This window comes from Nocardia sp. CA-107356 (genome assembly GCF_050946365.1).
In the GTDB taxonomy this organism is placed as follows: domain Bacteria; phylum Actinomycetota; class Actinomycetes; order Mycobacteriales; family Mycobacteriaceae; genus Nocardia.
On record NZ_CP191992.1, the window covers coordinates 9,708,128 to 9,729,907 of the forward strand.

20 protein-coding genes are annotated in these 21,780 nt (G+C 66.5%); 6 read left to right on the plus strand and 14 right to left on the minus strand.

Annotation, left to right across the window (positions count from 1 at the left end):
• Positions 1-46: 46 nt before the first annotated feature.
• Together ACQP1G_RS43590 and ACQP1G_RS43595 are read right to left on the minus strand one after the other, a co-directional pair.
• Positions 47-1,342, minus strand: a complete 1,296-nt coding sequence (locus ACQP1G_RS43590) for a M18 family aminopeptidase (RefSeq protein ID WP_433196199.1) — start codon at positions 1,340-1,342, stop codon at positions 47-49.
• A gap of 581 nt (positions 1,343-1,923) precedes the next feature.
• Positions 1,924-2,349 carry a MarR family winged helix-turn-helix transcriptional regulator gene (locus ACQP1G_RS43595; RefSeq protein WP_433196201.1) on the minus strand — a complete coding sequence of 142 codons (426 nt, stop codon included), beginning with the start codon at positions 2,347-2,349 and terminating at the stop codon, positions 1,924-1,926.
• Positions 2,350-2,405: 56 nt separating this feature from the next.
• On the opposite strand from ACQP1G_RS43595, the gene ACQP1G_RS43600 reads away from it, so the two are divergent.
• Entirely contained in the window at positions 2,406-3,482 is a 1,077-nt protein-coding gene (locus tag ACQP1G_RS43600; protein ID WP_433196203.1) for a substrate-binding domain-containing protein, read from the plus strand.
• A gap of 62 nt (positions 3,483-3,544) precedes the next feature.
• Here ACQP1G_RS43600 and purQ read toward each other — a convergent pair whose 3' ends face one another.
• A complete protein-coding gene (gene purQ / locus ACQP1G_RS43605) occupies positions 3,545-4,222 on the minus strand; it encodes a phosphoribosylformylglycinamidine synthase subunit PurQ (RefSeq protein ID WP_433196205.1) in 678 nt (225 codons plus the stop codon).
• Positions 4,219-4,455, minus strand: a complete 237-nt coding sequence (gene purS, locus ACQP1G_RS43610) for a phosphoribosylformylglycinamidine synthase subunit PurS (protein ID WP_062988386.1) — start codon at positions 4,453-4,455, stop codon at positions 4,219-4,221. The genes purQ and purS overlap by 4 nt, the downstream gene beginning before the upstream one ends.
• 95 nt (positions 4,456-4,550) lie before the next feature.
• Between purS and ACQP1G_RS43615 the strand changes: the two genes are divergently transcribed.
• On the plus strand, positions 4,551-5,195 hold the full coding sequence (locus ACQP1G_RS43615; RefSeq protein ID WP_433196207.1) for an MBL fold metallo-hydrolase: 645 nt from the start codon (positions 4,551-4,553) through the stop codon (positions 5,193-5,195).
• Here ACQP1G_RS43615 and ACQP1G_RS43620 read toward each other — a convergent pair.
• Positions 5,192-6,562 carry a dipeptidase gene (locus tag ACQP1G_RS43620; RefSeq protein WP_433196209.1) on the minus strand — a complete coding sequence of 457 codons (1,371 nt, stop codon included), beginning with the start codon at positions 6,560-6,562 and terminating at the stop codon, positions 5,192-5,194. The genes ACQP1G_RS43615 and ACQP1G_RS43620 overlap by 4 nt on opposite strands.
• Positions 6,563-6,711: 149 nt before the next feature.
• On the minus strand, positions 6,712-6,894 hold the full coding sequence (locus ACQP1G_RS43625) for a glutaminase (protein ID WP_433196211.1): 183 nt from the start codon (positions 6,892-6,894) through the stop codon (positions 6,712-6,714).
• A 225-nt stretch (positions 6,895-7,119) separates the two neighbouring features.
• On the opposite strand from ACQP1G_RS43625, the gene ACQP1G_RS43630 reads away from it, so the two are divergent.
• A complete protein-coding gene (locus tag ACQP1G_RS43630; protein ID WP_433196213.1) occupies positions 7,120-8,538 on the plus strand; it encodes a glutamate decarboxylase in 1,419 nt (472 codons plus the stop codon).
• Between the two features lie 123 nt (positions 8,539-8,661).
• On the opposite strand, the gene ACQP1G_RS43635 is transcribed toward ACQP1G_RS43630, so the two are convergent.
• Positions 8,662-9,363: a DUF2334 domain-containing protein gene (locus ACQP1G_RS43635; RefSeq protein WP_433196215.1), complete on the minus strand. Its 702-nt coding sequence runs from the start codon at positions 9,361-9,363 to the stop codon at positions 8,662-8,664.
• A 132-nt stretch (positions 9,364-9,495) separates the two neighbouring features.
• Positions 9,496-11,751 carry a S9 family peptidase gene (locus ACQP1G_RS43640; RefSeq protein WP_433196217.1) on the minus strand — a complete coding sequence of 752 codons (2,256 nt, stop codon included), beginning with the start codon at positions 11,749-11,751 and terminating at the stop codon, positions 9,496-9,498.
• Between ACQP1G_RS43640 and ACQP1G_RS43645 the strand changes: the two genes are divergently transcribed.
• A complete protein-coding gene (locus ACQP1G_RS43645; RefSeq protein WP_433196219.1) occupies positions 11,750-13,207 on the plus strand; it encodes a DUF2330 domain-containing protein in 1,458 nt (485 codons plus the stop codon). The genes ACQP1G_RS43640 and ACQP1G_RS43645 overlap by 2 nt on opposite strands.
• Before the next feature lie 7 nt (positions 13,208-13,214).
• Here ACQP1G_RS43645 and ACQP1G_RS43650 read toward each other — a convergent pair whose 3' ends face one another.
• The 5 genes from ACQP1G_RS43650 to ACQP1G_RS43670 all read right to left on the minus strand — a co-directional run bounded on the left by ACQP1G_RS43650 (position 13,215) and on the right by ACQP1G_RS43670 (position 18,255).
• Positions 13,215-14,171: an alpha/beta hydrolase gene (locus ACQP1G_RS43650; RefSeq protein ID WP_433196221.1), complete on the minus strand. Its 957-nt coding sequence runs from the start codon at positions 14,169-14,171 to the stop codon at positions 13,215-13,217.
• A 156-nt stretch (positions 14,172-14,327) separates the two neighbouring features.
• A complete protein-coding gene (locus tag ACQP1G_RS43655) occupies positions 14,328-14,750 on the minus strand; it encodes an HIT family protein (RefSeq protein WP_433196223.1) in 423 nt (140 codons plus the stop codon).
• A gap of 50 nt (positions 14,751-14,800) precedes the next feature.
• Entirely contained in the window at positions 14,801-16,222 is a 1,422-nt protein-coding gene (gene purB / locus ACQP1G_RS43660; protein ID WP_433196225.1) for an adenylosuccinate lyase, read from the minus strand.
• An 83-nt stretch (positions 16,223-16,305) separates the two neighbouring features.
• A complete protein-coding gene (locus ACQP1G_RS43665) occupies positions 16,306-16,944 on the minus strand; it encodes a TetR/AcrR family transcriptional regulator (protein WP_433196227.1) in 639 nt (212 codons plus the stop codon).
• A gap of 144 nt (positions 16,945-17,088) precedes the next feature.
• Positions 17,089-18,255 carry a pyridoxal phosphate-dependent aminotransferase gene (locus ACQP1G_RS43670; RefSeq protein WP_433196229.1) on the minus strand — a complete coding sequence of 389 codons (1,167 nt, stop codon included), beginning with the start codon at positions 18,253-18,255 and terminating at the stop codon, positions 17,089-17,091.
• Between the two features lie 138 nt (positions 18,256-18,393).
• Between ACQP1G_RS43670 and ACQP1G_RS43675 the strand changes: the two genes are divergently transcribed.
• Complete coding sequence (locus ACQP1G_RS43675) at positions 18,394-19,377, plus strand: M23 family metallopeptidase (RefSeq protein WP_433196231.1); 984 nt, start codon at positions 18,394-18,396, stop codon at positions 19,375-19,377.
• Positions 19,378-19,860: 483 nt separating this feature from the next.
• Here ACQP1G_RS43675 and purD read toward each other — a convergent pair whose 3' ends face one another.
• A complete protein-coding gene (purD, locus tag ACQP1G_RS43680) occupies positions 19,861-21,135 on the minus strand; it encodes a phosphoribosylamine--glycine ligase (protein WP_433196233.1) in 1,275 nt (424 codons plus the stop codon).
• A gap of 249 nt (positions 21,136-21,384) precedes the next feature.
• On the opposite strand from purD, the gene ACQP1G_RS43685 reads away from it, so the two are divergent.
• Complete coding sequence (locus tag ACQP1G_RS43685) at positions 21,385-21,759, plus strand: PH domain-containing protein (protein ID WP_433196235.1); 375 nt, start codon at positions 21,385-21,387, stop codon at positions 21,757-21,759.
• The last annotated feature ends 21 nt before the right edge of the window (positions 21,760-21,780 follow it).

Here is a 21,780-nt window from a genome sequence, read left to right on the forward strand (position 1 = left end):
ACTTCGACAGTCCGCGAGGAGCCACACGCCCGGATTGCGCGGGGACTCAGCCGATCGGTGCAGGGGTCAGGAATGCGGCGAGAGCGGCGGCGTAGGCCGGGACATCCGCTGCGCCCATAATTTCCCGTGCCGAGTGCATCGCCAGCTGGGGTGCGCCGACATCGACGGTCGGCATACCGGTGCGAGCCGCGGTCATCGGGCCGATCGTCGAACCGCACGGCAGATCGGCGCGGTGTACGTAGCGTTGCAAGGGCACCTTCGCCTGTGCGCAGGCCAAGGCGAATGCGCCGGCACCTGCCGCGTCGGTGGCGTAGCGCAGGTTCTGGTTGACCTTGAGCACCGGGCCGCCGTTGACCTCGATGCGGTGCGCTGGCTCGTGCCGGTCCGGATAGTTGGGGTGCGTGGCATGCGCCATATCGCCGGAGGCACAGACGGATCCGGCCAGGGCGGCCAGGTATTCGGCGCGGCCGCCGCCACGCGAGAGCACGATGCGCTCCAGCACCGTCGGCAGCAGATCGGACTGCGCGCCCCGATCGGATTGGCTGCCGACCTCCTCGTGGTCGAACATCGCCAGCACCGCAATGGCCGCGCCGGGTTCCGCGATCGCCGCGAGGAAGGCGCGCAGTCCCGCGTAGCAGGTGCCCTGATTGTCCAGGCGTGGCGCGCTCACCAGATCACGGTCACGTCCGACCAACCGGCTCGGCGCCAGGTCATGGGTCATCAGCTCCCAGCCGAGCACCTGGGCGGGGTCGACCTCCGCATATTCGGCGACGAAATCGAGGAAGGAGCGCGGCTGCGCGCCGATACCCCAGATCGCGTTGACGTGGCGCTGCGGGTCCAGGGTGACGCCGCGGCGGTCTTCGGAGAGATGGATCGCGAGCTGCGGCACCCGCAGGATCGGTTCATCGATGCGAACCAGCCTGTCGCGCACCGCATTTCCGTCGCGCACACTCAGCCGACCCGAGATGCCGAGTTCGCGGTCCAGCCACGAGTTCAGCCAGGCGCCGCCGTAGGGCTCGAGCCCGACCAACTGCCAGCCGACCGATGCCAGATCCGGATGCTGCTTCACCCGCAGGTTCGGGCTGTCGGTATGCGCGCCGACCACCCGGAACGGCGTGCCGCCCGACGAATCGGCCGTCGCCCAGGCGACCAGCGAGCCGCCGCGCACGACGTAATGTCGGCTCGGCCCGTCCGAGGGCCACGGCGCCGACTCCGCGAGCCGGGTGAAGCCGTTGGCATCCAACTCCTGGGCGACCGTCCGACAGACATGGAAGGGCGAGGGGGAGTCGTCGATGAAGGCACACAATCCGGCGGCCGTGGCAGCGGTAGTGGAAACGGGCATGTCTGCGATCCTAGGCAGACGTCCAGACGAACCCGGAACCGATCGACTCGATTCGCGATCAGCTATCGAGCTGCCACTCCGCTGCGCAGACGCTGTGACCGCACAACGAGTTCCGAGCACTTCAAGCTCCGTGCAGTCGCCGCCGTCGCCGATGATCGGCGAGAGCTGAATTCCCTTGGGGCCGTTGCGGACATAGGTCGCATCGCCCGGATAACACGGTTCCGCGGCGGCCGTGGGCGCGGTCTTGCGGTAGCGGCGCACGATCTCGCCGCGGTCGTTGATCAGCAGGGCGGTGTGCTACGGCGGGCCGCTCCCCCATCGAGAACACGCCCGAGACATCGCAACGGCAGGCCTCGATGACGACCGCGACCTCCTCGCCGAATCATCGTCGCGGTGGCGTACGACTCGTCTCGCCATACGTCACCCTATGGTCGAATATTGGGGCAGCATCGCTCCCGGTCGCCGGTCTCGAACTAATTCCGAACTTAATCGAAACAACTCACCCACACATACCGAACCGGGCGTCCAGCACGTTTCGCCGGATTATTCATCCGATGATTAGGCTGGCCTTACTCCGAGAACTACTCGGAAGAAACAAGTTCCAGTAAACGCATCAGTTCGGCATAACGGCGCGCGCCGATACGCGTGCGCAACTGCTGCTCGGCGTGTACCTCCTCGGCACGTACCGAATCGACCAGATCCGAACCGAGCCGACTCAGGCCGATCAGAATGCGGCGGCGGTCGCCTTCGGCGGCGACTCGGAAGATCAGGCCGCGTTCGGCGAGGGCGTCGGCATGCCTGGTCGCCGACGACGGCGGTAGCTGCGACCTGGCCGCGAGCTCACTCATGGTGACCCCGAATTCGGCGGACAGATTCGACAGCATCGACCACTGATCGGCCGTGAGTTGCCTGGCACACAGGGCGGCGTCGAGGCGATCCAGCCAACGCCGTTCCGCGGCACGCAGCGCACCATGCAGCGTGGAATATCCGCTTACAATGGTCGTCATTATTTCTTGATTTCCCGCCTGCCATGAATTCGCTCGAACGAGAAGAAGAGTACCGAATGTCAGCGTTCGGCGAGGGCCCAGACGGCACGATCGAGATCCTGAACATAGTCCCGATGCAGGGACCGGGCGGGATCGTCGCCGCATCATGCGATGCGGCGATTTCCCTGGCCGTCGACGAAATCAACGCTGGCGCAGGATTTCTCGGCCGCGAAATTCGTACTACGAATATCGATGGCGGCCGGAATCCATACGAAGTCGCCGACGAGGTTGCGGCGCTGCTCGCCACCGGAATGGTGCATGCGATCACCGGCTGGCACACCTCCGCGGTGCGCTTGGCGGTGGCGCGCGCCAATGCCAGCCGGGTGCCGTATCTGTTCGCGACCGGGCACGAGGGCCTCACGAATGAGCGTCCGGGTGTGCTGATGCTCGGGGAACATCCGGCGGGCCAGACCCTGCCCGCGGTGCACTGGCTGGAACGCGAATACGGCGTGCGCCGCTGGGCGATCATCGGCACCGACTACATCTGGCCGCGCGAATCGGCCAAGGCGGTGCGCCGCAGCCTGGCCGATCCGAGCGCCATTGTGTTGGAGCGATTCGTACCACTGGGCGCGCCCGATTTCGGCGAATTCCTGCGACATCCCGCGCTGGCGCAAGCCGACGCCGTCATCATCCTGATGGTCGGCGCGGACGTCTCGCGCTTCAATAGGCAGTTCGCCGCGACCGGGCGCGCCGACACCCTGCTGCGGATCAGCCCGGCCGCCGACGAGAACGTGTTGCTGGCGGGCGGTCCCGACGCGAATCACAACTTCTTTGTGGCATCGAGCTTCTTCGTGGACCCACGCACCGAAGACGGACGCGACCGACTGGCCCGCTACCGCCGACTACACGGCGACTTCGCGCCCGCCCTGACCAGCTTCAGCAATATGAGCTACGAGGCGATCCACACGCTGCGCGCCATCGGCGAGACGGTCGGATCACTACGCGTACCCGAGGTGCACGCGGCGCTCGATCAGGGCGCACTGCTCGAAACACCCGGCGGCACACGAGGATTCCTGGGAAACCAGGCCCAGCAGCACGGCTACATCGCGCTCGCCGACGGCGTCGATTTCGACATCATCGCCCAGATCACCTGATACGGCGACCATGACGGAACGAGTCCTACGAGCGACCCGTTCGTGCCGCAGGCACCCGCCAACTACACAGCGACCAGGGTGTCCAGTACCGACAGGAACAAACCGAGGCCGTCATCGCTCGGACCGGTCAGTGGTTCGGTGGCATGCTCCGGATGCGGCATCAGACCGACGATCCGCCCATCGGCGGAGGCGATGCCCGCGATATTGCGCTGCGAGCCGTTCGGATTGTCACCCGCGTAGCGGAATACCACCCGGCCCTCGCCCTCGAGCTCGTCGAGCACCTGCTCGGAGGCCTGGTAGCGACCCTCGGCGTTCTTGATCGGGATGAGGATCTGGGCGCCGGGCTCGAAGCGCGAGGTCCACGCGGTATTCGCGGATTCGACGCGCAGCCATTCGTCACGGCAGATGAAGTGCAGCCCCTCGTTGCGAGTCAGCGCGCCGGGCAGCAGACCGGCCTCGCACAGCACCTGGAATCCGTTGCAGATACCGAGCACCGGCAGGCCCTGCCTCGCGGCCTTGACGACCTCGCCCATCACCGGCGCGAACCGGGCGATGGCACCGGCGCGCAGGTAGTCACCGTAGGAGAAGCCGCCGGGCACGACCACCGCGTCGACCTGCTTGAGATCGGCATCGGCATGCCACAGGCTGACCGCCTCGGCGCCCGCCAGCTCGACCGCACGGGCGGCGTCGACATCGTCGAGCGTGCCAGGAAACGTAATGACCCCGATGCGCGCAGTCATGAGACCCGCACGACCTTCCAGTCCTCGATCACGGTGTTGGCGAGCAGCGCCTCGGCGATCTGTTCGAGCTCAGCGTCGCTGACACTGTCGTCGACATCGAGTTCGAATCGCTTGCCCTGCCGCACATCCGACACTCCGGCGAATCCCAGGCGCGGGAGCGCACCGGCGATGGCCTGACCCTGCGGATCCAGGATCTCGGCCTTCGGCATCACCTCGACCACGACTCGTGCCACGCGTTGCTCCTCAGGTGGTGTTGGGGTTACCTGAGCAGCGTAGTTGTCCAGCTTGTCCGAGCGACGGTCGGGGTCGCGTCAAATAGCATGGCCCCATGCGCATAGCCCACTTCGGCCACTCCTGCATCCTCGTCGAGTTGCACGGCAAGAAGGTGCTGTTCGATCCGGGTACTTTCTCGCACGGCTTCGAAGGCATCACCGGCCTGGACGCCATCGCGGTCACCCACCAGCATCCCGACCATATCGATCCGAACCGGATCCAAGCGCTGCTCGACAACAACCCGAACGCGCGCTTGTTCAGCGATCCACAGACCGCGCAGCTGCGCGACGAATCGTGGGAACCGGTGCACGCGGGCAATGTGATTGCCCTCGGCGACCTCCAGATCACCGGAGGCGGCGGCAGGCATGCGGTGATCCACCCGGAGATCCCGGTGATCGATAACACCGTTTTCCAGCTCGGCACCCCGGACGATCCGGCGCAACTCGTGCACCCCGGCGACTCACTGTGGGTGCCGCCGGTGCCGGTCGGCGTACTGGCCATCCCGGCGTCCGCACCGTGGATGCGAATCAGCGAGGCCGTGGACTATCTCCGCGCGGTCGGCCCGCGCACGGCCTTTCCGATCCACTTCGGCATCCTCCAACCCGAGGCGCAGGGCATCTACTTCGGCCGCCTCGCCGAAATGGGTCCCGCTGGAACAGAATTCACCGTCATCGCACCCGAGGACCAGCGAGACCTCTAAACCGGCCGCTGCTCGGCGTAGGTGGTCAGGAACAGCGCCTCGGCCAGGGCTATGTGTTCGATCTCGGTCGGGTCCACGCTCTCATTGGGGGCGTGGATCAGGCATTTCGGTTCCTCGACGCCGAGCAGCATGATCTCCGCATCCGGATAGGTGTCGGCGAAGACATTGCACAGCGGGATCGATCCGCCCTGCCCCTGCGTGGTCGTCGCCCGGCCATATGACGCGGTGAGCGCGGCATCCATCGCAGTACGCGCCGGACCGCCGCTGGCCGACTGGAACGGCGCGCCGGTCGACTCGGTCTCGATGGTGAGCTCGGCCCGCCACGGCGTATGCGCCCGCAGATGCGCCATCAGCAGTTTCAGCGCCTGGTCCGGATCGGTACCCGGCGGAATGCGCAGGCTCAGCCGAGCCCGCGCCGAGGGCTGAACGGCCGCCGACGAGCCGACCACCTTCGGCGCATCGATACCGAGCACCGTCAAAGCCGGACGCGCCCAGAGCATATCGGCGACAGTGCCGTCACCGGTGAGTTCGACGCCGCCGAGCACGCCGGCGTCGGCACGGAATTGGTTCTCCGAGTACTGCACACCCGGCCAGCGCTGATCATTGCGCAGACCGGCGACCGTGGTGTTGCCGTGTTCGTCGCGCAGCGAGGCGAGTAGATGGATGAGCGCGGCGAGCGCATCGGGGGCCGGACCACCGAACATGCCGGAGTGCATCGGCCCGGCAAGGGTTTCGACGGTGACGACGACATTCACATTGCCGCGCAACGTCTCTGTGAAGGTCGGCACTCCGACGGCGAAATTCCCGCTGTCGCAGACCAGAATCGCGTCGGCACGCAACAGATCCGGATTGGCCTCGACGAATCGTTCGAGTCCGCCGGTGCCCTGTTCCTCGGAGCCCTCGGCGACCAGCGTCACCCCCAGCGGCAGGTCCGCGCCGAGCGCCCGCAGTGCGGTCAGGTGCATGACGATATTGCCCTTGCAGTCCGCACTACCGCGCCCGTACCAGCGACCGTCCTTCTCGGTCAGCTCCCAGGCCGGAGTGCGCCAGGCGTCGTCGTCCAATGGCGGCTGCACGTCGTAGTGGCAATACAGCAGTACCGTCGGCGCACCGTCGGGTGCGGGGCGGGAGGCGATGACGGCCTTACTGCCGTCGGGTGTTTCGTGCAGGCCCACCCTGGTCAGACCGGCCGCGGCGAACACGTCGGCCACCCACTGCGCGGTCCGGTCGCATTCCTCGGCCGGAAACTGCCGCGGATCGGCCACCGACTTGAACGAAACCAGCTGGGCGAGATCAGTTTTCGCCTGCGGCATCAGCGCGGCCACCCGCGCGCGCAGGTCGGCGGTACGGGGATCGTCGGAAGTCATGCCAGCGCCTCACTTGGTCGTATTGTCGAACTTCATATCCTGCACTTGCTTCGGATACGGGCCCACCCGATAGGTCTCGATGGCCGAATTCGACCGCCACGACACCCCGTCGCCGATCACCAGTCAAGCCGGTGCCAGACCCTGCCCGATCAACCGGTCCGACCTGCTCGATTAGTCGATAGTTGGTGCGGCCGGAACACCGAGAAGCCGCTCGTGCGGGCGAAGCTCTCCTCGGCAACCACGCCCGAGCCGCCGCCGACACCACTCTTGCACGGCAAACCGATCCGATCCGCGAACTCACCGGCCGCGTCGTAGGTGCCGCATGTGGTCATCGGCGCGATGGCGTGCCGAGCATGGCGACCTTGCCGTCGCCGATGTGGGAATCCGCAGCGAACACCGCTTGCTCTGTGACATGCTGATAGTCCATATGTTGAATTGTAAAACAGCTAGCATCCATACAGTCTCAATGAGTGTGTAAGCGACACAGCCAGTTTCAATCTCCAGGGAACTGGTATCCGGTCTTGGCAAACAATTGCTGCGAGTGCGCTGGAGGCGAGATGGCAGCTAACCAGGAATCCGAAGACCTATTCGCGATGCCAGCATTGGACCGGACCGCACCCAAACGCGGATTCCCGGCTCACGAGCTGATTCCCGACGTCGCCTATGAGATCGTGCACGACGAACTCATGCTCGACGGCGTATCCCGGATGAACCTGGCGACCTTCTGCACCACCTGGGTCGACAGCAAAGTACTCCTGCTGATGGCCGAATCCATCGACAAGAACATCGTCGACAAGGACGAGTACCCACAGACAGCGGAGTTGGAGCGACGCTGTGTGCGGATGGTGGCCGATCTGTGGCACTCCCCCGATCCGTCGGCCACGCTCGGCACCTCCACCACCGGATCCAGTGAGGCCGCGATGCTCGGCGGCCTGGCCGCGAAGTTCCGCTGGCGCAAGCGCGGCGGTACCGGCACGCCGAACTTCGTCTGCGGTCCGGTGCAGGTGTGCTGGGAGAAATTCGCCCGCTACTTCGATGTGGAGATCCGCCAGATCCCGCTGCGCGGCGATCGGCTCACCATGCATCCGGACGACGCGGTCGCGCACTGCGACGACCACACCATCATGGTGGTGCCGACCTTCGGCCAGACCTTCACCGGACTGTTCGAGGATGTCGCGGGAATCAGCAAGGCCCTCGACCAACTGCAGGCGGTCAGCGGCCTGGACATTCCGATCCACGTCGACGCCGCAAGCGGCGGCTTCCTCGCACCGTTCACCGCACCGGATCTGATCTGGGATTTCCGGTTGCCGCGGGTCAAGTCGATCAATGCCTCCGGCCACAAGACCGGCCTCGCCCCGCTCGGCTCCGGCTGGGCGATCTGGCGCGAGGCCAGCGATCTGCCCGAGGAACTGATCTTCAATGTGGACTACCTCGGCGGCAGCATGCCCACCTTCAACCTCAACTTCTCCCGCCCCGGCGGGCAGGTGATCGCGCAGTACTACGACTTCATCCGCCTGGGCCGCACCGGCTACACCCGTCTGCAGTCGGCGATCTACCACGTCGCCCAATATCTGTCCGATGGTCTGAGGAGGCTGGGGCCGTTCGAGATGATCCACGGTGGCAATCCGCACAACGGCATCACCGCGGTGTCGTGGCGGCTGCATGGCGAACCCGGTTTCAACCTCTACGACCTCTCCGATCGGCTCCGCACCCGCGGCTGGTTGATCGCCGCATATCCGCTGTCCGCCGACCGCGAGAACGAGACCGTCATGCGCGCGGTGATCCGTCACGGATTCACCCACGATATGGCGGATCTGCTGCTCGCCGATATTGTCCGCAGCATCGAACAATTGGCGAAGCATCCGCTGTCCACCTCACTGACCCGCGCCGAGGCAGGCGGGTTCACGCACAGCGCGACCGCGGTCGTGCCAACCGAGCGAGCGACCAAAGGCGCTGCGACACAGGCGAAGTCGTGACATCGCGACCACTCCGCAGACGCCCGTAACAGGCTGCGCGCCGCCGCCCGGTCACGCCAATTGCGGGCGGCGGCGCCTCTCGTGCGGCGGTGCCGACCACACCCCCTACACGGCTTGTGCCGTTCAAGCCGCCCTGGCGGCGGTGAACGGCTCCCAGCGGTATACCTCGCTGGCCGCGCCGTGGAACAACGCGAGATCGACCGCGTCGAGCACGGCCTGACGCGGACCGGAGCGGCCGAGTTGTGCGGCGGAAACCGCCAGACGCAGCACGCCACCGCGGCGCGCGGTCCTGGCCGCGCCGAGCACCAGCGCGCGACACCACCACGGCTCGGCGCGGAAACCCTCGCCGATGCCGTAGACACGCGCCTTCTGCGCGACATTCCGTTCGAGATCGAGGATCGATGTCAGACCGAGCGCGAGCCGGAAGCCGACCTCGGGCAGTGCCTCGATCGCGCCATCGGAGGCATCCCAGCGCGGGGCCGCGAAGAGCCGGGTGCGCAGTTCCACCTGTTCCAGCACCCGATCCGCGGCGGTGAGCCGCAGCCGGGCCTCATGCCGCGGCAGGGTCGAGAATTCGGCCCTGCGGCGCTTGGTCGCCGCCTGGTCGTAGCCGTGCAGCACGATCGCATCACCGCGAGCCCGACGACCGCGCAGCCAGGACTGCGTCGCCGCATCCTCGAGCAGCCGGTACCCGCTCTTGAGCCGGGGCGCCACCAGCAGCGAGAGGCGCACGTCGCGGCGATCCATCTCGGCCGCGAATTCGATTGCCGCGTCCCGCGTGGTGTCCCGGATCCCGGAGATCGACACGATCAGCTCAGCGTTCATGAATCCACGGTGTCAGCCGCAGATGTACTCGACGTGCAGGGCGGATGACCCGCCGACGAACACTCCGTCACACCCCCACCGCGCTGTCACCCCCCGGGTGTGCGGCCGGCGTACCGGCCGCGCACACCCGTACTAGGCCGCTGCGAGGCCTAGCATGTCGAGGACCCAGGCGTATTCGAAGGCGACTTCTTTCCATTTCTCGTAGCGGCCGCTGACGCCGCCGTGGCCCGCACTCATTTCGGTCTTGAGCAGCAACGGAGCGTCGCCGGTCTTGGTGGCGCGGAGCTTGGCGACCCACTTGGCGGGTTCGACATAGAGGACACGGGTGTCGTTGATGCTGGTGATCGCCAGGATCGCGGGGTAGTCCTTGGCCTCGACGTTCTCGTAGGGGGCGTAGGACTTCATGTAGTCGTAGACGTCCTTGTCCGCCAGTGGGTTACCCCACTCGTCCCATTCGATGACGGTGAGCGGCAGCGATGGGTCGAGGATCGAGGTGAGCGGGTCGACGAAGGGCACATTGGCGAGGATGCCCTTGAACAGTTCGGGCGCCAGGTTCGCCACCGCGCCCATCAGCAGGCCGCCCGCACTGCCGCCGTCGGCGACCAGCCGGTCCGGCGAGGTGGCGCCGGTATCGATGAGATGCCTTGCGCAGGAGACGAAATCGGTGAAGGTGTTCTTCTTGGTGAGCGTCTTGCCGTGCTCGTACCAGAGCCGTCCCATTTCCCCGCCACCGCGCACATGCGCGACCGCGAAGACCATGCCACGATCGAGCAGCGACAGCCGCGACGTCGAGAACGACGGATCCATACTGGCTTCATAGGAGCCATATCCGTACAGCAGTAGCGGTTTCGGCCCCTCGGGGAGGTTCTTCTTGCGCACCAGTGAGATCGGGATCCGGGTGCCATCCGCGGCGACCGCCCAATCCCGGTGCTGCTCATAGTCGTTCGCGTCGTACCCACCGAGCACCGGCTGCTCTTTGCGCAGCAGCAGCTCACCGGTCGCTGGCACATAGTCGAAGACCTGCATCGGCGTGATGAACGAGGTGAGGCCGATCCGCAGCGTCGGCTGCTCCCACTCCGGGTTCGCGCCGGAACCGACCGCGAAGAGCTCCAGCTCGAATTCGAGTTCGCGCCGTTCGCCGTAGCCGGAATCGGTCAGCGGCCAAATGGCGACGCGGGTCAGGGCTTCGCGCCGATAGCTCAGCACCAGATGGCTGGCGAACGGGTCGATATCCTCGAGCCGCACATCGTCGCGGTGTCCGATCAGCAGCGTCATATTCGACGGATCCGATACCGGGGCCTCGGCGAGCACGAAGTTCTCCGCCTTCACCCCGTCCACGATGTCGTTGTGCAGGATCAGGAAACGGTCCTCGCCGCCGACCACCGCATGTTCGGCGGAATACTCGACGCCCTCGCGCCGCGGCAGGATGACCCGGAATTCCCCTTCCGGATTATCGGATTCGAGCACCAGACCCTCGGTGGTGATCTTGGAGCCGACCCAGATCATCAGGTACTTCTCCGAGCGGGTCGCGCCGATGCTCACCCAGTAGCGCTCGTCGGGCTCGTGGAAGACCTTGACGTCGTCCGTCTCCGGCGTGCCGAGCCGGTGCCGCCAGACGGTATCGGGCCGCCAGGATTCGTCGACGGTCTGATAGAAGACGTGCGTGCCGTCCAGCGACCAGGTCGCGCCGGGCGCGGTACCGGCGATCTGGTCGGCGAGCACCTCGCCGGTGCGCAGATCCTTGAATCGCAGCAGGTAGCGCTCGTCACCGCTGGTGTCGACGGAGTACGCCAGCAGATTGCCGTCGTGGCTGATGGAGAAGGCGCCGAGTGCGAAGAAGTCGTGGCCATCGGCGAGCTCGTTGCTGTCGAGCAGCACCTGCTCGCCGGGGATCTCGGTATCGACCTCGAGTCGCGGCGGGGTCCAGGCGTCGATCCCCTCGGCTGTATCTATTGTGGCGCTCGCGGGGCGCTCCGTGGTTACGTGAGCTGCCTGCTCCGCGCCCGTCGCTCCCGCCGGGGCAACGATGGGACAGCGGCAGTGCACGCCGTACTGTTTGCCCTCGAAGCTGCGCGAGTAGTACCAGTACTCGCCCATCCGGGTCGGCACCGACAGGTCGGTCTCCTGGGTGCGCGCCTTGATCTCGTCGAAGATCTTGTCGCGCAGTCCGCCGAGGTGCCGGGTCTGCGCTTCGGTGTAGGCGTTCTCGCCCTCCAGGTAGGCGATGACCTCCGGACTGTCCTTATCGCGGAGCCATTCGTACTCGTCGATGAAGACGTCGCCGTGATGTACCCGCTCGATGGGCACCGTCTTGGCGATCGGGGCCGTCACCACCGCCGATCCATTGCCGGGGCCGGTGATCGTTCCGGTTCCACTCTCGAGAGCCATGCGGTCCACCCTACTGTTCCGGACCGTCTCCGCCCGCCGCGCGGATGGTCTCGTCGAGTACTGCACCGGCCGGGTGCCTATCCTCGACTGTCCGGCCGATGCGCCTGCGCTCCTGCGCGAGTTTATCGACCAGGAATGCAGTGGCGGTGGCGTTCGGGGTGCCGTCGGTGTCAAGGGTGCACGGCAGCAGCTGGGCACGGTGTCACTGCCCGAGCCGGCGGCGAACATCTACTGGATCCGGATCACCCGGTCGACCCCCGATTCCGGATATTCCCGCTGGCCACCCGAGGTGGGAGCTGCTGTACGGGCGCGACGCGGCCGGGTACAGCGACTATCCGCGTTGGGCACCGAGTCCGGCGCGCTGTGCCTGACATGCGGATGTACGGCCGCGAATCCCAGTAGGCTCGCGGCCATGCGCGCCTCACTCGCAGTTCGTCTGCTGGCCGTCGCGGGGATGCTTTTCGCCACGGCCGGAATCGGCGCGCTCGCACCGGCTTCCGCATGCGCCTGCGGCGGGGTGGCCAATCCGCCGGGTCACCCGGCCTCGGTGCGCGAGGAGACGGCACTGGTGAGCTGGGACGGGCATCGAGAGACGGTGCTCATGCGACTTGCCCTGAAATCCGGCACCGACCAGGCGGCGCTGATCGTGCCGACACCGAAACCGGCCACCGTCGCGGGCGGGGATGCGGCGACCTTCGCCGAACTGCGGAATCTGACCGCACCCCGGATCGTCACCGAGCGTCGGTGGTTCCCCTCGTTATCCGGTGACAGCGCCGGCGAGAGCGCGATGAGCGCATCCGGCGGCGGCCCCACCGTCCTCGATCGCGTCCAACTCGGTCCACTGGAGGCGACCACCCTGTCCGGCGGTGACCTGGACGGCATTCGAAAGTGGCTGAGCGATAACGGCTATGAGATGCGTCCGGAGGTGATCAGCACCCTCGAGCCGTATCTGCGCGAGGGTTGGTCGTTCGTCGCGATGCGCCTCACCAGCGCCCGAGCGCTCGACGGTGCGATGGATCCGGTGCGTCTGAGCTTCGATTCGGACCGATTCGTCTACCCGATGCGCATGTCGAGCGCCGCGCAACAGGCGCAGTACGTACATCTCTACGCGCTCGGCGAACATCGACTGCGGCGCACCGACCCCGATGCCACCGCCCAGACCGTGCGCGTCGATTTCGCGGGCCGGGTCCGCGCAACCGATCCCGAGCTCGCGCAACTGGCGGCGAGCGGCCGTAACTACCTGACCGAACTGCGGGTTTCGATCGATCGGCCCGCGGATATCCGCTCCGACTTCGCCTTCGCGGCCGACGCCACCGATGCGCAGGTCTACCAGACCACCCACCGATCCGAAGACGTCGAACTGTTCGGCCTGCCCGCGGGCGTCGTGATCCTCGGCGCGGTGTTCCTGGCCGCGATCGTCGTGGTGTTCGCCATCGTCCGCGTGCTGCGGGCCTGAGTCGTCGTCAGGCTCCGATGGCGAGGCCGATGGCCGGCCAGGAGGCGTGCAAGGTGTCCTGCCAGTAGGACCAGGAGTGGGTTCCGGTTGGGCTGTAATCGATGTGGGCCGGAATATTCATAGCGCGCAGGCGCTGCTCGAAGGCGATGACGCAGGAGTTGACGCCGACCTCGACAGGGCCGCCGAGGACGATATTCTCGGCCAGTTGGGGTTTCACCTCGCCCTCGTGCGGGCCCGGGATGCCGGTGCCGGTGGAGAGGTAGATGGTCTTGCCGCGCAGGCGATCCGCGAGCAAAGCCGCATCGTGTTCGGCCCAGGCGGGGCTGCCCGGACCACCCCACATATTCACCGGATCGCCGCCGCGATTGGCGATGGAGAACATCACCGCACCCATGGCGAGGGTGGTGTCCGGGCAGGAGCTGTAACCCGCGACCGCCCGGTACAGCTCCGGATGGCGGACGGCGAGGATGAAGGCGGCATTGCCGCCCATGGACAGTCCGCCGATGGCGTTGACCCCATTGCCGTAGTGCGCGTCGATGATCGGCGGCAGTTCCTGGGTCAGGAACGTCTCCCACTTGTAGCGGCCGAATGTGGGATCGTCCTGCTGCCAGTCGGTGTAGTAGCTGGCTTGGCCGCCGACGGGCAGCACAACATTGACGTTCTTGTTCGAGAAGAATCCCTCGGCGTCGGTGGCATTGGTCCAGGTGCTCTGGTTCACACCGGGATCGAGACCGTCCAGCAGGTAGTAGGACGGTCGCGCACCGCCCGCCGCCGGGTGCAGGACCTGGACTTGGATGATCCGTCCCATCGATGGCGATTCGACGAAGATCGCCGAGCGCGTCGGACTCAGCTCATCGATCCGATCGATCTGCGCGGCCGACGCCGTCGCGGGCTCGACGAGCAACGGACCCACCATGGCAATCGCAAAGGCCAGCACCGCAACAGCTATCTTCGTTCGCCGCACGTCCCGACCTCCATCAACGCATGACAATGGCCACCAAGGTAACTCACCCCGCGACGCTGGAGAAGAGATTCGAAATTCCGACGTTCCACGGCAAACTGTCCGATACGTACCAACTTTCACGCCAGCATCGGCAGTCACAGCACTCCCCGCGACAGCTCAGCGATCGAGTGCGCCACGGATCGAACTCGCCAGATAGTCCAGATCCGCGCGGCGCGGACTGGTCGGCCGCCCACGTAATCCGAACCCGTCACCCGGCGTCCGCGGAATGACATGCAGGTGCACATGGAATATTTCCTGACCGGCGGTCACCCCGTCGGCCAAGAAGAAGTTAACTCCATCACACCCCACCTCGCTGGCCCGCAACGCCCCTGCCAACTTCTGCCCGACCTGGAACAACTTCCCCCCGACCGCCGGATCCAACTCCGCCAGACTCCGCGCCGCGACCTTCGGCACGACCAGCACATGCCCGGGCGTCATCGGCCGAATATCCATAAACGCCACCACATCATCGTCCTCGAACACCCTGCTGGCCTCCGCCCGCCGAGCAATGATGTCGGCAAAGATCGTGTACGGATTCACGGCAACAACTATCGCGGGTCAGTGACCCTCGACCAAGCCCCGCGCCCCCGCTAGAGGATCGGAGACGGGGTGTAGCGGGCGGCGTCGGGGTACTGGTCGACGAGCTTGTGCACCGCGGCCACGACGTCGGAGACCTGCGCTTCGGCGGCGCCGATGAAGGCGGACCTATCGGCGAGGGCGGCGTCCAATGCGGCGCGGTCCAAGGGGAAGCGAGAGTCGGCGGCGAGGCGGTCCAACAGGTCGGGTTCGCGGCCCTGTTCACGCATGGCGAGGGCGACGGCCACCGCGTGTTCCTTGATGACCTCGTGTGCGGTTTCGCGGCCGACACCCGCGCGCACGGCGGCGATCAGCATGCGGGTGGTGGCGAGGAAGGGGAGGTAGCGGTCGAGTTCGCGGGAGACGACGGCGGGGTAGGCGCCGAATTCGGCCAGCACGGTGAGGAAGGTTTCCATCATGCCGTCGATGGCGAAGAAGGCGTCCGGCAGTGCGACCCGGCGCACGACCGAGCAGAAGACGTCACCCTCATTCCATTGCGCGCCAGCCAATTCGGCGGCCATCGAGGCGTAACCGCGCAACACCACCTGCAGACCGTTGACGCGCTCGCAGGAGCGGGTGTTCATCTTGTGCGGCATCGCCGAGCTGCCGACCTGGCCGGGCTGGAAGCCCTCGGTGACCAGCTCATGGCCCGCCATCAGGCGGATGGTGTGCGCGAACGACGACGGACCCGCGCCGAGCTGCACGAGCGCCGACAGAACGTCGTGGTCGAGCGAGCGCGGATACACCTGGCCAACACTGGTCAGCACATTCGCGAAACCGAGATGCCGCGCGACCTGCTGCTCCAGCGTCGCCAACTTGGCCGGATCGCCGCCGAGCAGGTCGAGCATGTCCTGTGCGGTGCCCATCGGGCCCTTGATACCGCGCAGCGGGTAGCGGTCGATGAGTTCACGCAGTCGGGTCAACGCGATCAGCAATTCGTCGGCGGCGGAGGCGAACCGCTTGCCGAGTGTGGTGGCCTGCGCGGCGACATTGTGCGAACGGCCGGCCATCACCAGCGTCTGGTACTCGGCGGCCCGCTGCGCCAACCGGGCCGCGACCGCGACACCGTGCGCGTGCACATGCTCGAGCGAGAGCCGGATCTGCAGCTGCTCCACGTTCTCGGTGAGGTCGCGGCTGGTCATGCCCTTGTGCACATGCTCATGCCCGGCGAGCGCATTGAATTCCTCGATGCGCGCCTTCACATCGTGGCGGGTGACCCGCTCGCGCTCGGCGATCGATGCGAGATCCACCTGATCGATGACGCGCTCGTAATCATCGATGACACCAGCGGACAACTCGATGCCGAGTTCGGACTGCGCCCGCAACACCTCCAGCCACAGCCGCCGTTCGAGCACGATCTTGTTCTCGGGCGACCAGAGATGCACCAACTCGGGGCTGGCGTATCGAGTGGCAAGGACGTTGGGGACGAGGCTCACGACTGCGCCTCGCTGACGCTCGGCTCCGTCGTACGCCTGGGCGCTGTGCCTTCGGTTCGCTCGCTGCGCTGTCTCACGTCTTGTCAGTCTAGTGTCCGGAACCTGTCGACCTGCTGCGGCGTCGCGGGCGCGACGATATCGATGACCTCGAGCAACGCGCCGCGCGCCATTCGCCTTGGCTCCGGGTCCATTTCGCTCAGCGCCGCGACCACGGCCCCGTCGACCACCGCGACCATCCTGCGCAACTGCTCGGACCGGACCGCTCGATCGGAGCGGCGCAGCACATCGGCGAGCAATTCGTCGAGCTGCGCCCTTAGTCGGAACTGAACTTCCCGCAGTTCCGGATGCCGCGCCGAGGCCACCGAACGCTCGTAGCGCGCGATCAGCTGTCCGCGTGCGCCCTCGTCGTGACCGTCCGCCCCGACCAGCAGGTCCAGCACCAGATCGACGGTCGCCTCGGCGCCGCGACGGCGGTGGCTCACCTCGCCGACCCGGCGGCGCATCGCATCCAATTCCGTATTGCCGCTGAACTCGACCGCTCGCGCGATCAGATCATCGAGCGATTCGAAGTAATAGGTGGTCGACGCCAGCGGAAGGTCGGCGCGCGTCGCGACCGAGCGATGCCGCACCGCATCGAATCCGCCTTCGAGTAGCAACTCTGCGGCGGCCGCTACCAGAGCCTGGCGACGCCGTTCGCCTTTCGGGGTCGTCGCGGTTATCACCGTGCCATCGTGCCAGTCATCATCAGTTCATCCGTGAGAAATCAGAGAGAGGAAACCAGAGAGTGAAAACCCAGCATCGTTTGTTCTACCGCATCAGCGCCTGCTAGGTGACGAACTATGCAAACTCGTTGGCGGACAGCACGATCAACCACGCAGATAGTGACCCAACCGAACGAGCGCCGCTTCGATATCCGCGGTGGCACCGGCGAAGGAGAAACGCACGGTCCGGTGTCCGGCCACGGTGTCGAAATCGACGCCGGGAGCCAGCGCGACGCCGGTGTGGTTGAGCACCTCGGCACACCACGTGCGTGAATCATCGGTGAGATGGCCGATATCGGCGTAGGCGTAGAAGGCGCCGTCGGCCGGAGCCAGATCGGTGATGCCGAGTTTCGGCAGACCATCGAGCAGCAGTTGCCGATTCACGGCATAGCGCCGGACATGTCCGTCGAGTTCTTCCTTGGCCTCGGCGCCGAACGCGTGCAGCGCCGCGTATTGCGAGACCGCGGGCGGACATACGGTCATATTGGACGCGAGCCGTTGCAGCGCGGGCCGCAGATCCCTCGGCGCCAGCATCCAGCCGAGCCGCCAGCCGGTCATCGAGAAGTATTTGGAGACCGATCCGATGACCACCGATGCCCGCGAGGTCTCCCAGGCCGATGAGGTCCGCCCCACGCTGACGCCCTGATAGGTGATGCCGTGATAGATCTCGTCGGAGATCAGCAGGGTGCCGTGCGCATCACACCAGCGGGCCAGCGCGGCGAGCTCATCCGGATCGATCATGGTGCCGGTCGGATTGGCCGGGCTGGCCACGATCAGACCCGCCGGCGGCTCCGGGAGCGCGTCGAGCACGGCCACGGTGGGCTGGAATCGGGTTTCGGCACCGCAATCGAGTTCGATGACGCGGCAGCCGAGCGCGGCCAGGCTGTTCCGGTAGGCCGGATATCCCGGACGGGCCACCACCACCGTATCCCCGGCGTCGAATGCGGCCAGGAAGATGAGGGTGAACGCGCCGGAGGATCCGGTCGTCACCACCACATCGTCGGGTTCGACGTCATATCCGTAGGTATCGCGGTGGTGTTCGGCGATCGCCTCGCGCAGCGACAGAATGCCGAAAGTCTCTGTGTAACCGAGCAATTCGGATTCGATCGCCATCTTCGTCGCCCGCAGGACCGGAGCGGGTGCTGGCGTCGACGGCTGCCCGGCCGCCAGCACCAGCACGTCGCCGTGCGTCCTGGCCCGTTCCGCGGCGGCTTTCCAGACATCCATCACGTAGAAAGGTGGAATGGTCGACCGGCGAGATTCTCTGGACACCCGACGTACGGTAGACCGTCCCCTACCTCGCCGGTTCGCCGATACTCGGCTTTTGTCGTACTCGACCGGAGCACAAATGCGACCGGCCGCGCGGTTCGTCACGTGTTCGCCACGATGCGCGGGTTATGGTCGGCGCTAATGCTCGACAAGGCGCGCCGCGCGCGGCTGGACCGAATCCCCGGGGTGGGTGGCATCGGTGTCATTCCGCCCGATTGGCGTGCCGAGCTGCGGGATCGGCGCGATTGCGAACTACGCGCGCTGCCGGGACGGGGGCGCGCGGTACTCGGTGACTGCAGAGACGGCCTGAGCTGGCTCCGCCGACAACCGCCACCCGACCTGCGCGCACTGTGGGCGCGACGGCCCGAGCCGGACTATCGCGCACTATTGCGCAAGCACCGGATCCTGATCGCGGGTGTCACCGCCGCCGCCATCTTCGCCGCGGCGGATTCCCCGTTCGCGTGGGGCGTCACCGATCGCACACCCGGCCCGGATGCGGCGCAGCGGGTCGCCTTCGCCTATCCGCAGCAGATGCAGTCCACACCGCCGTCGGTGAAGCGCTATCTGAACGCCATCGCCAATGGCGAACGCATCCGCGAGCAGGAGGTAGTCGCGGCCGCCGCCCGCGCCACCCTGGACCGCGCCAAGGCCGAGGCCGCCGCGGCGGTCTCCGGGGAATACCAGCCGTGGATGGCGGGCGGCGCGCCGGTCACCACCGGTTCGGTGCTGCCGGGCCTCACCGGCATGGTGCTGCCCACGCGCGGCATCTTCACCTCCGGATTCGGTTCGCGCTGGGGCACCTTCCACAACGGCATCGATATCGCGGGCCCCATCGGCACCCCGATCTACGCCGTCGCCAGTGGCACCGTCATCGACGCGGGCCCCGCGCAGGGTTTCGGACTCTGGGTGCGCATCCGACACGACGACGGCAGCATCACCGTCTACGGCCATATGTACGACTTCTTCGTATCCGTCGGCGAGCGCGTGCCAGCGGGTATGCAGATCGCCCGCATGGGCAACCGCGGAGATTCCACAGGTCCGCACCTACATTTCGAGGTCATCGTCAACGGACAACATGTGGACCCACAGCAATGGTTGGCGGTACACGGCCTCACATTCAGCTGAGCTCGGAAACGTCGACTGGATCGAGACAGACAACGCGACACGACCACTGCGGAACCCTCTGTCTTACGAGCAACCCGTTCGCGGCCCGCCTCGCGCCAGAGTCGTCGAAGCGCATGTGACGAGGCTTCGAGTCCCGACGGCTGAGCCGGGTACCGACGATCCACACCACGCCAACCTCAACGAAGCGAGTCTTACAAGCCACCCGTCCGCGGCCCGTCTCGCACCCGAGCCCTCGAAGCGCACACGACGAGGTCCCGAGTCCCGACGGCTGGGCGGGTATTGACGATCCGCACCTCGGCGACCACCACGGAGCGAGTCTTACGAGCGACCCGTTCGCGGCCCGTCTCGCGTCCGAGTCGTCGAAGCAATGCGCCGCAGGCGCGAGTCTCGACGGCTCGGACGCGAGACCAAGGGGGCCGCGAACCCGCAGCGCCGAAGGCGCTGCCAACAACAGAGCACCCGCCGCGCCGAAGGCGCGGCCAATCAACCGATGCTGATTCGGTCTTCTACGGCTGCTAGGCCGATGTCGGTGCGGAAGTGACTGCCGGGCAACTTGATCGAGGCGATCCGGTCGTAGGCGTTGGCGCGGGCCTCGGTCAGATCCGCGCCGGTACCGACGATGCTCAGCACGCGACCACCTGCGGAGACCAGGGCGCCGTCCTCGCGCAGTGCGGTGCCCGCGTGCAGCACCGCGGAGGTGTCGTCGACGGTCCCCTCGCCCGCTCCGGTGATCACATCACCGACGCGGGGCCGACCCGGGTAGTTCTCGGCGGCGATCACGACCGTGACGGCCGAGCCGTCCCGCCAACGCGGTGCGGCGACCTCGGCCAGGGTGCCGGTGGCGGTGGCGTTCAGCAATTCGCCGAGCGGGCTTTCCAGCAGTGCGAGCACCGCCTGGGTCTCCGGATCGCCGAAGCGGCAATTGAATTCGACGACGGCGGGTCCGGCCGCGCCGATCGCCAGACCCGCATAGAGCAGTCCCGAGAAGCTGCAGTCGCGGCGCACCAACTCCGCGGCGACGGGTTCGACGACATCCTCGACGATCGCGGTGACCGTCTTCTCGGGCAACCACGGCAGCGGCGTGTACGCGCCCATGCCACCGGTATTCGGCCCGGTGTCGCCGTCGCCGACGCGCTTATGGTCCTGGGCGGGCAGCAGCGGCACTACGGTTTCGCCGTCGACCAGGCAGAACAGCGAAACCTCCGGGCCGTCCAGGAAGGATTCCAACAGCACCGGATGGCCTTGCTCGAGCAGTTCCGCACCGTGATCGCGGGCCGCATGGCGGTCGGCGGTGACCACCACACCCTTGCCCGCGGCGAGCCCGTCGTCCTTGACCACCCAGGTGGGGCCGAAACGATCGAGTGCGGCGTCGAGTTCGGCCGGGTTGTCCACGATCTCGCTGTGCGCGGTGCGGACCCCGGCGGCGATCATCACATCCTTGGCGAAGGCCTTCGAGCCCTCGATGCGGGCAGCCGCTGCCGATGGGCCGAAACAGGCGATACCTGCGGCCCGCACCGCGTCGGCCACACCGAGCACCAGCGGCACCTCGGGCCCGATCACCACCAGATCCGCGTCCAGTTCGGTGGCCAGGGCGGCAACCGCCTCGGCCGAACTGGGATCGACCGGCCTGACCTGCGCGTGCTGGGCGATCCCGGCATTGCCCGGCGCGGCGAACAGCGCGGTCACCGCGGGGTCCCGGCGCAGGGCCAGGACGAGGGCATGTTCACGGGCTCCGGAACCGATGACGAGTACGCGCACGGGCAACAGCTTAGGTTGTCGCCAACCGTGGCTCCCCCGCCTCCCCGGAACTTTGCCGATCGTTGGAATGGAGAAACTTTGTCGGCGGACCGGCGGCCGGATACCTGGCTCATTTGGACGTGCCCGACAAGTTACCGATGTGTTCACGAAATCTGCCGTCACGTTCCCGGCTACCAGTGGTCCTCGGGTGGATCATTGGTGGGAGGGGGCGCAACAGCCGACCTCCACCGCGCAAAGGACGTGCTGACGATGGGTCTGATCGATGGACTGATGGGCAATGCCGGGCGGATCGATCCCGGCAGGGCACAAGAGGAATACGCGAAACTGATGGGCAACGGTGAACAGGTCTATGCCGCGTATCTGCTTGTCCGCGACGCGATCCTGTTCACCAACCGCCGCCTCATCCTGATCGACAAGCAGGGTGTGACCGGCCGCAAGGTCAGCTACCACAGCATTCCCTACCGGGCGATCACCCACTTTTCGGTGGAAACCGCTGGCACTTTCGACCTGGACGCCGAACTCTGCATCTGGATCTCCGGTTCGCACGAACCGGTGCAGAAGCGGTTCAACCGCCAGGTCGACATCTATGAAGTGCAGAGCATCCTGTCGCATTACGTCGCCTGATCTGCCGTGCACGTCGGCCCG

Excerpts from the sequence above, each read along its gene's own strand:
- ACQP1G_RS43590 (WP_433196199.1), bottom strand. The coding sequence starts at position 1,342 with ATGCCCGTTTCCACTACCGCTGCCACGGCCGCCGGATTGTGTGCCTTC.
- ACQP1G_RS43595 (WP_433196201.1), bottom strand. The coding sequence starts at position 2,349 with ATGACGACCATTGTAAGCGGATATTCCACGCTGCATGGTGCGCTGCGT.
- ACQP1G_RS43600 (WP_433196203.1), top strand. The coding sequence starts at position 2,406 with ATGTCAGCGTTCGGCGAGGGCCCAGACGGCACGATCGAGATCCTGAAC.
- purQ (WP_433196205.1), bottom strand. The coding sequence starts at position 4,222 with ATGACTGCGCGCATCGGGGTCATTACGTTTCCTGGCACGCTCGACGAT.
- ACQP1G_RS43615 (WP_433196207.1), top strand. The coding sequence starts at position 4,551 with ATGCGCATAGCCCACTTCGGCCACTCCTGCATCCTCGTCGAGTTGCAC.
- ACQP1G_RS43620 (WP_433196209.1), bottom strand. The coding sequence starts at position 6,562 with ATGACTTCCGACGATCCCCGTACCGCCGACCTGCGCGCGCGGGTGGCC.
- ACQP1G_RS43625 (WP_433196211.1), bottom strand. The coding sequence starts at position 6,894 with ATGACCACATGCGGCACCTACGACGCGGCCGGTGAGTTCGCGGATCGG.
- ACQP1G_RS43630 (WP_433196213.1), top strand. The coding sequence starts at position 7,120 with ATGGCAGCTAACCAGGAATCCGAAGACCTATTCGCGATGCCAGCATTG.
- ACQP1G_RS43635 (WP_433196215.1), bottom strand. The coding sequence starts at position 9,363 with ATGAACGCTGAGCTGATCGTGTCGATCTCCGGGATCCGGGACACCACG.
- ACQP1G_RS43645 (WP_433196219.1), top strand. The coding sequence starts at position 11,750 with ATGCGGTCCACCCTACTGTTCCGGACCGTCTCCGCCCGCCGCGCGGAT.
- ACQP1G_RS43640 (WP_433196217.1), bottom strand. The coding sequence starts at position 11,751 with ATGGCTCTCGAGAGTGGAACCGGAACGATCACCGGCCCCGGCAATGGA.
- ACQP1G_RS43675 (WP_433196231.1), top strand. The coding sequence starts at position 18,394 with ATGCTCGACAAGGCGCGCCGCGCGCGGCTGGACCGAATCCCCGGGGTG.
- ACQP1G_RS43685 (WP_433196235.1), top strand. The coding sequence starts at position 21,385 with ATGGGTCTGATCGATGGACTGATGGGCAATGCCGGGCGGATCGATCCC.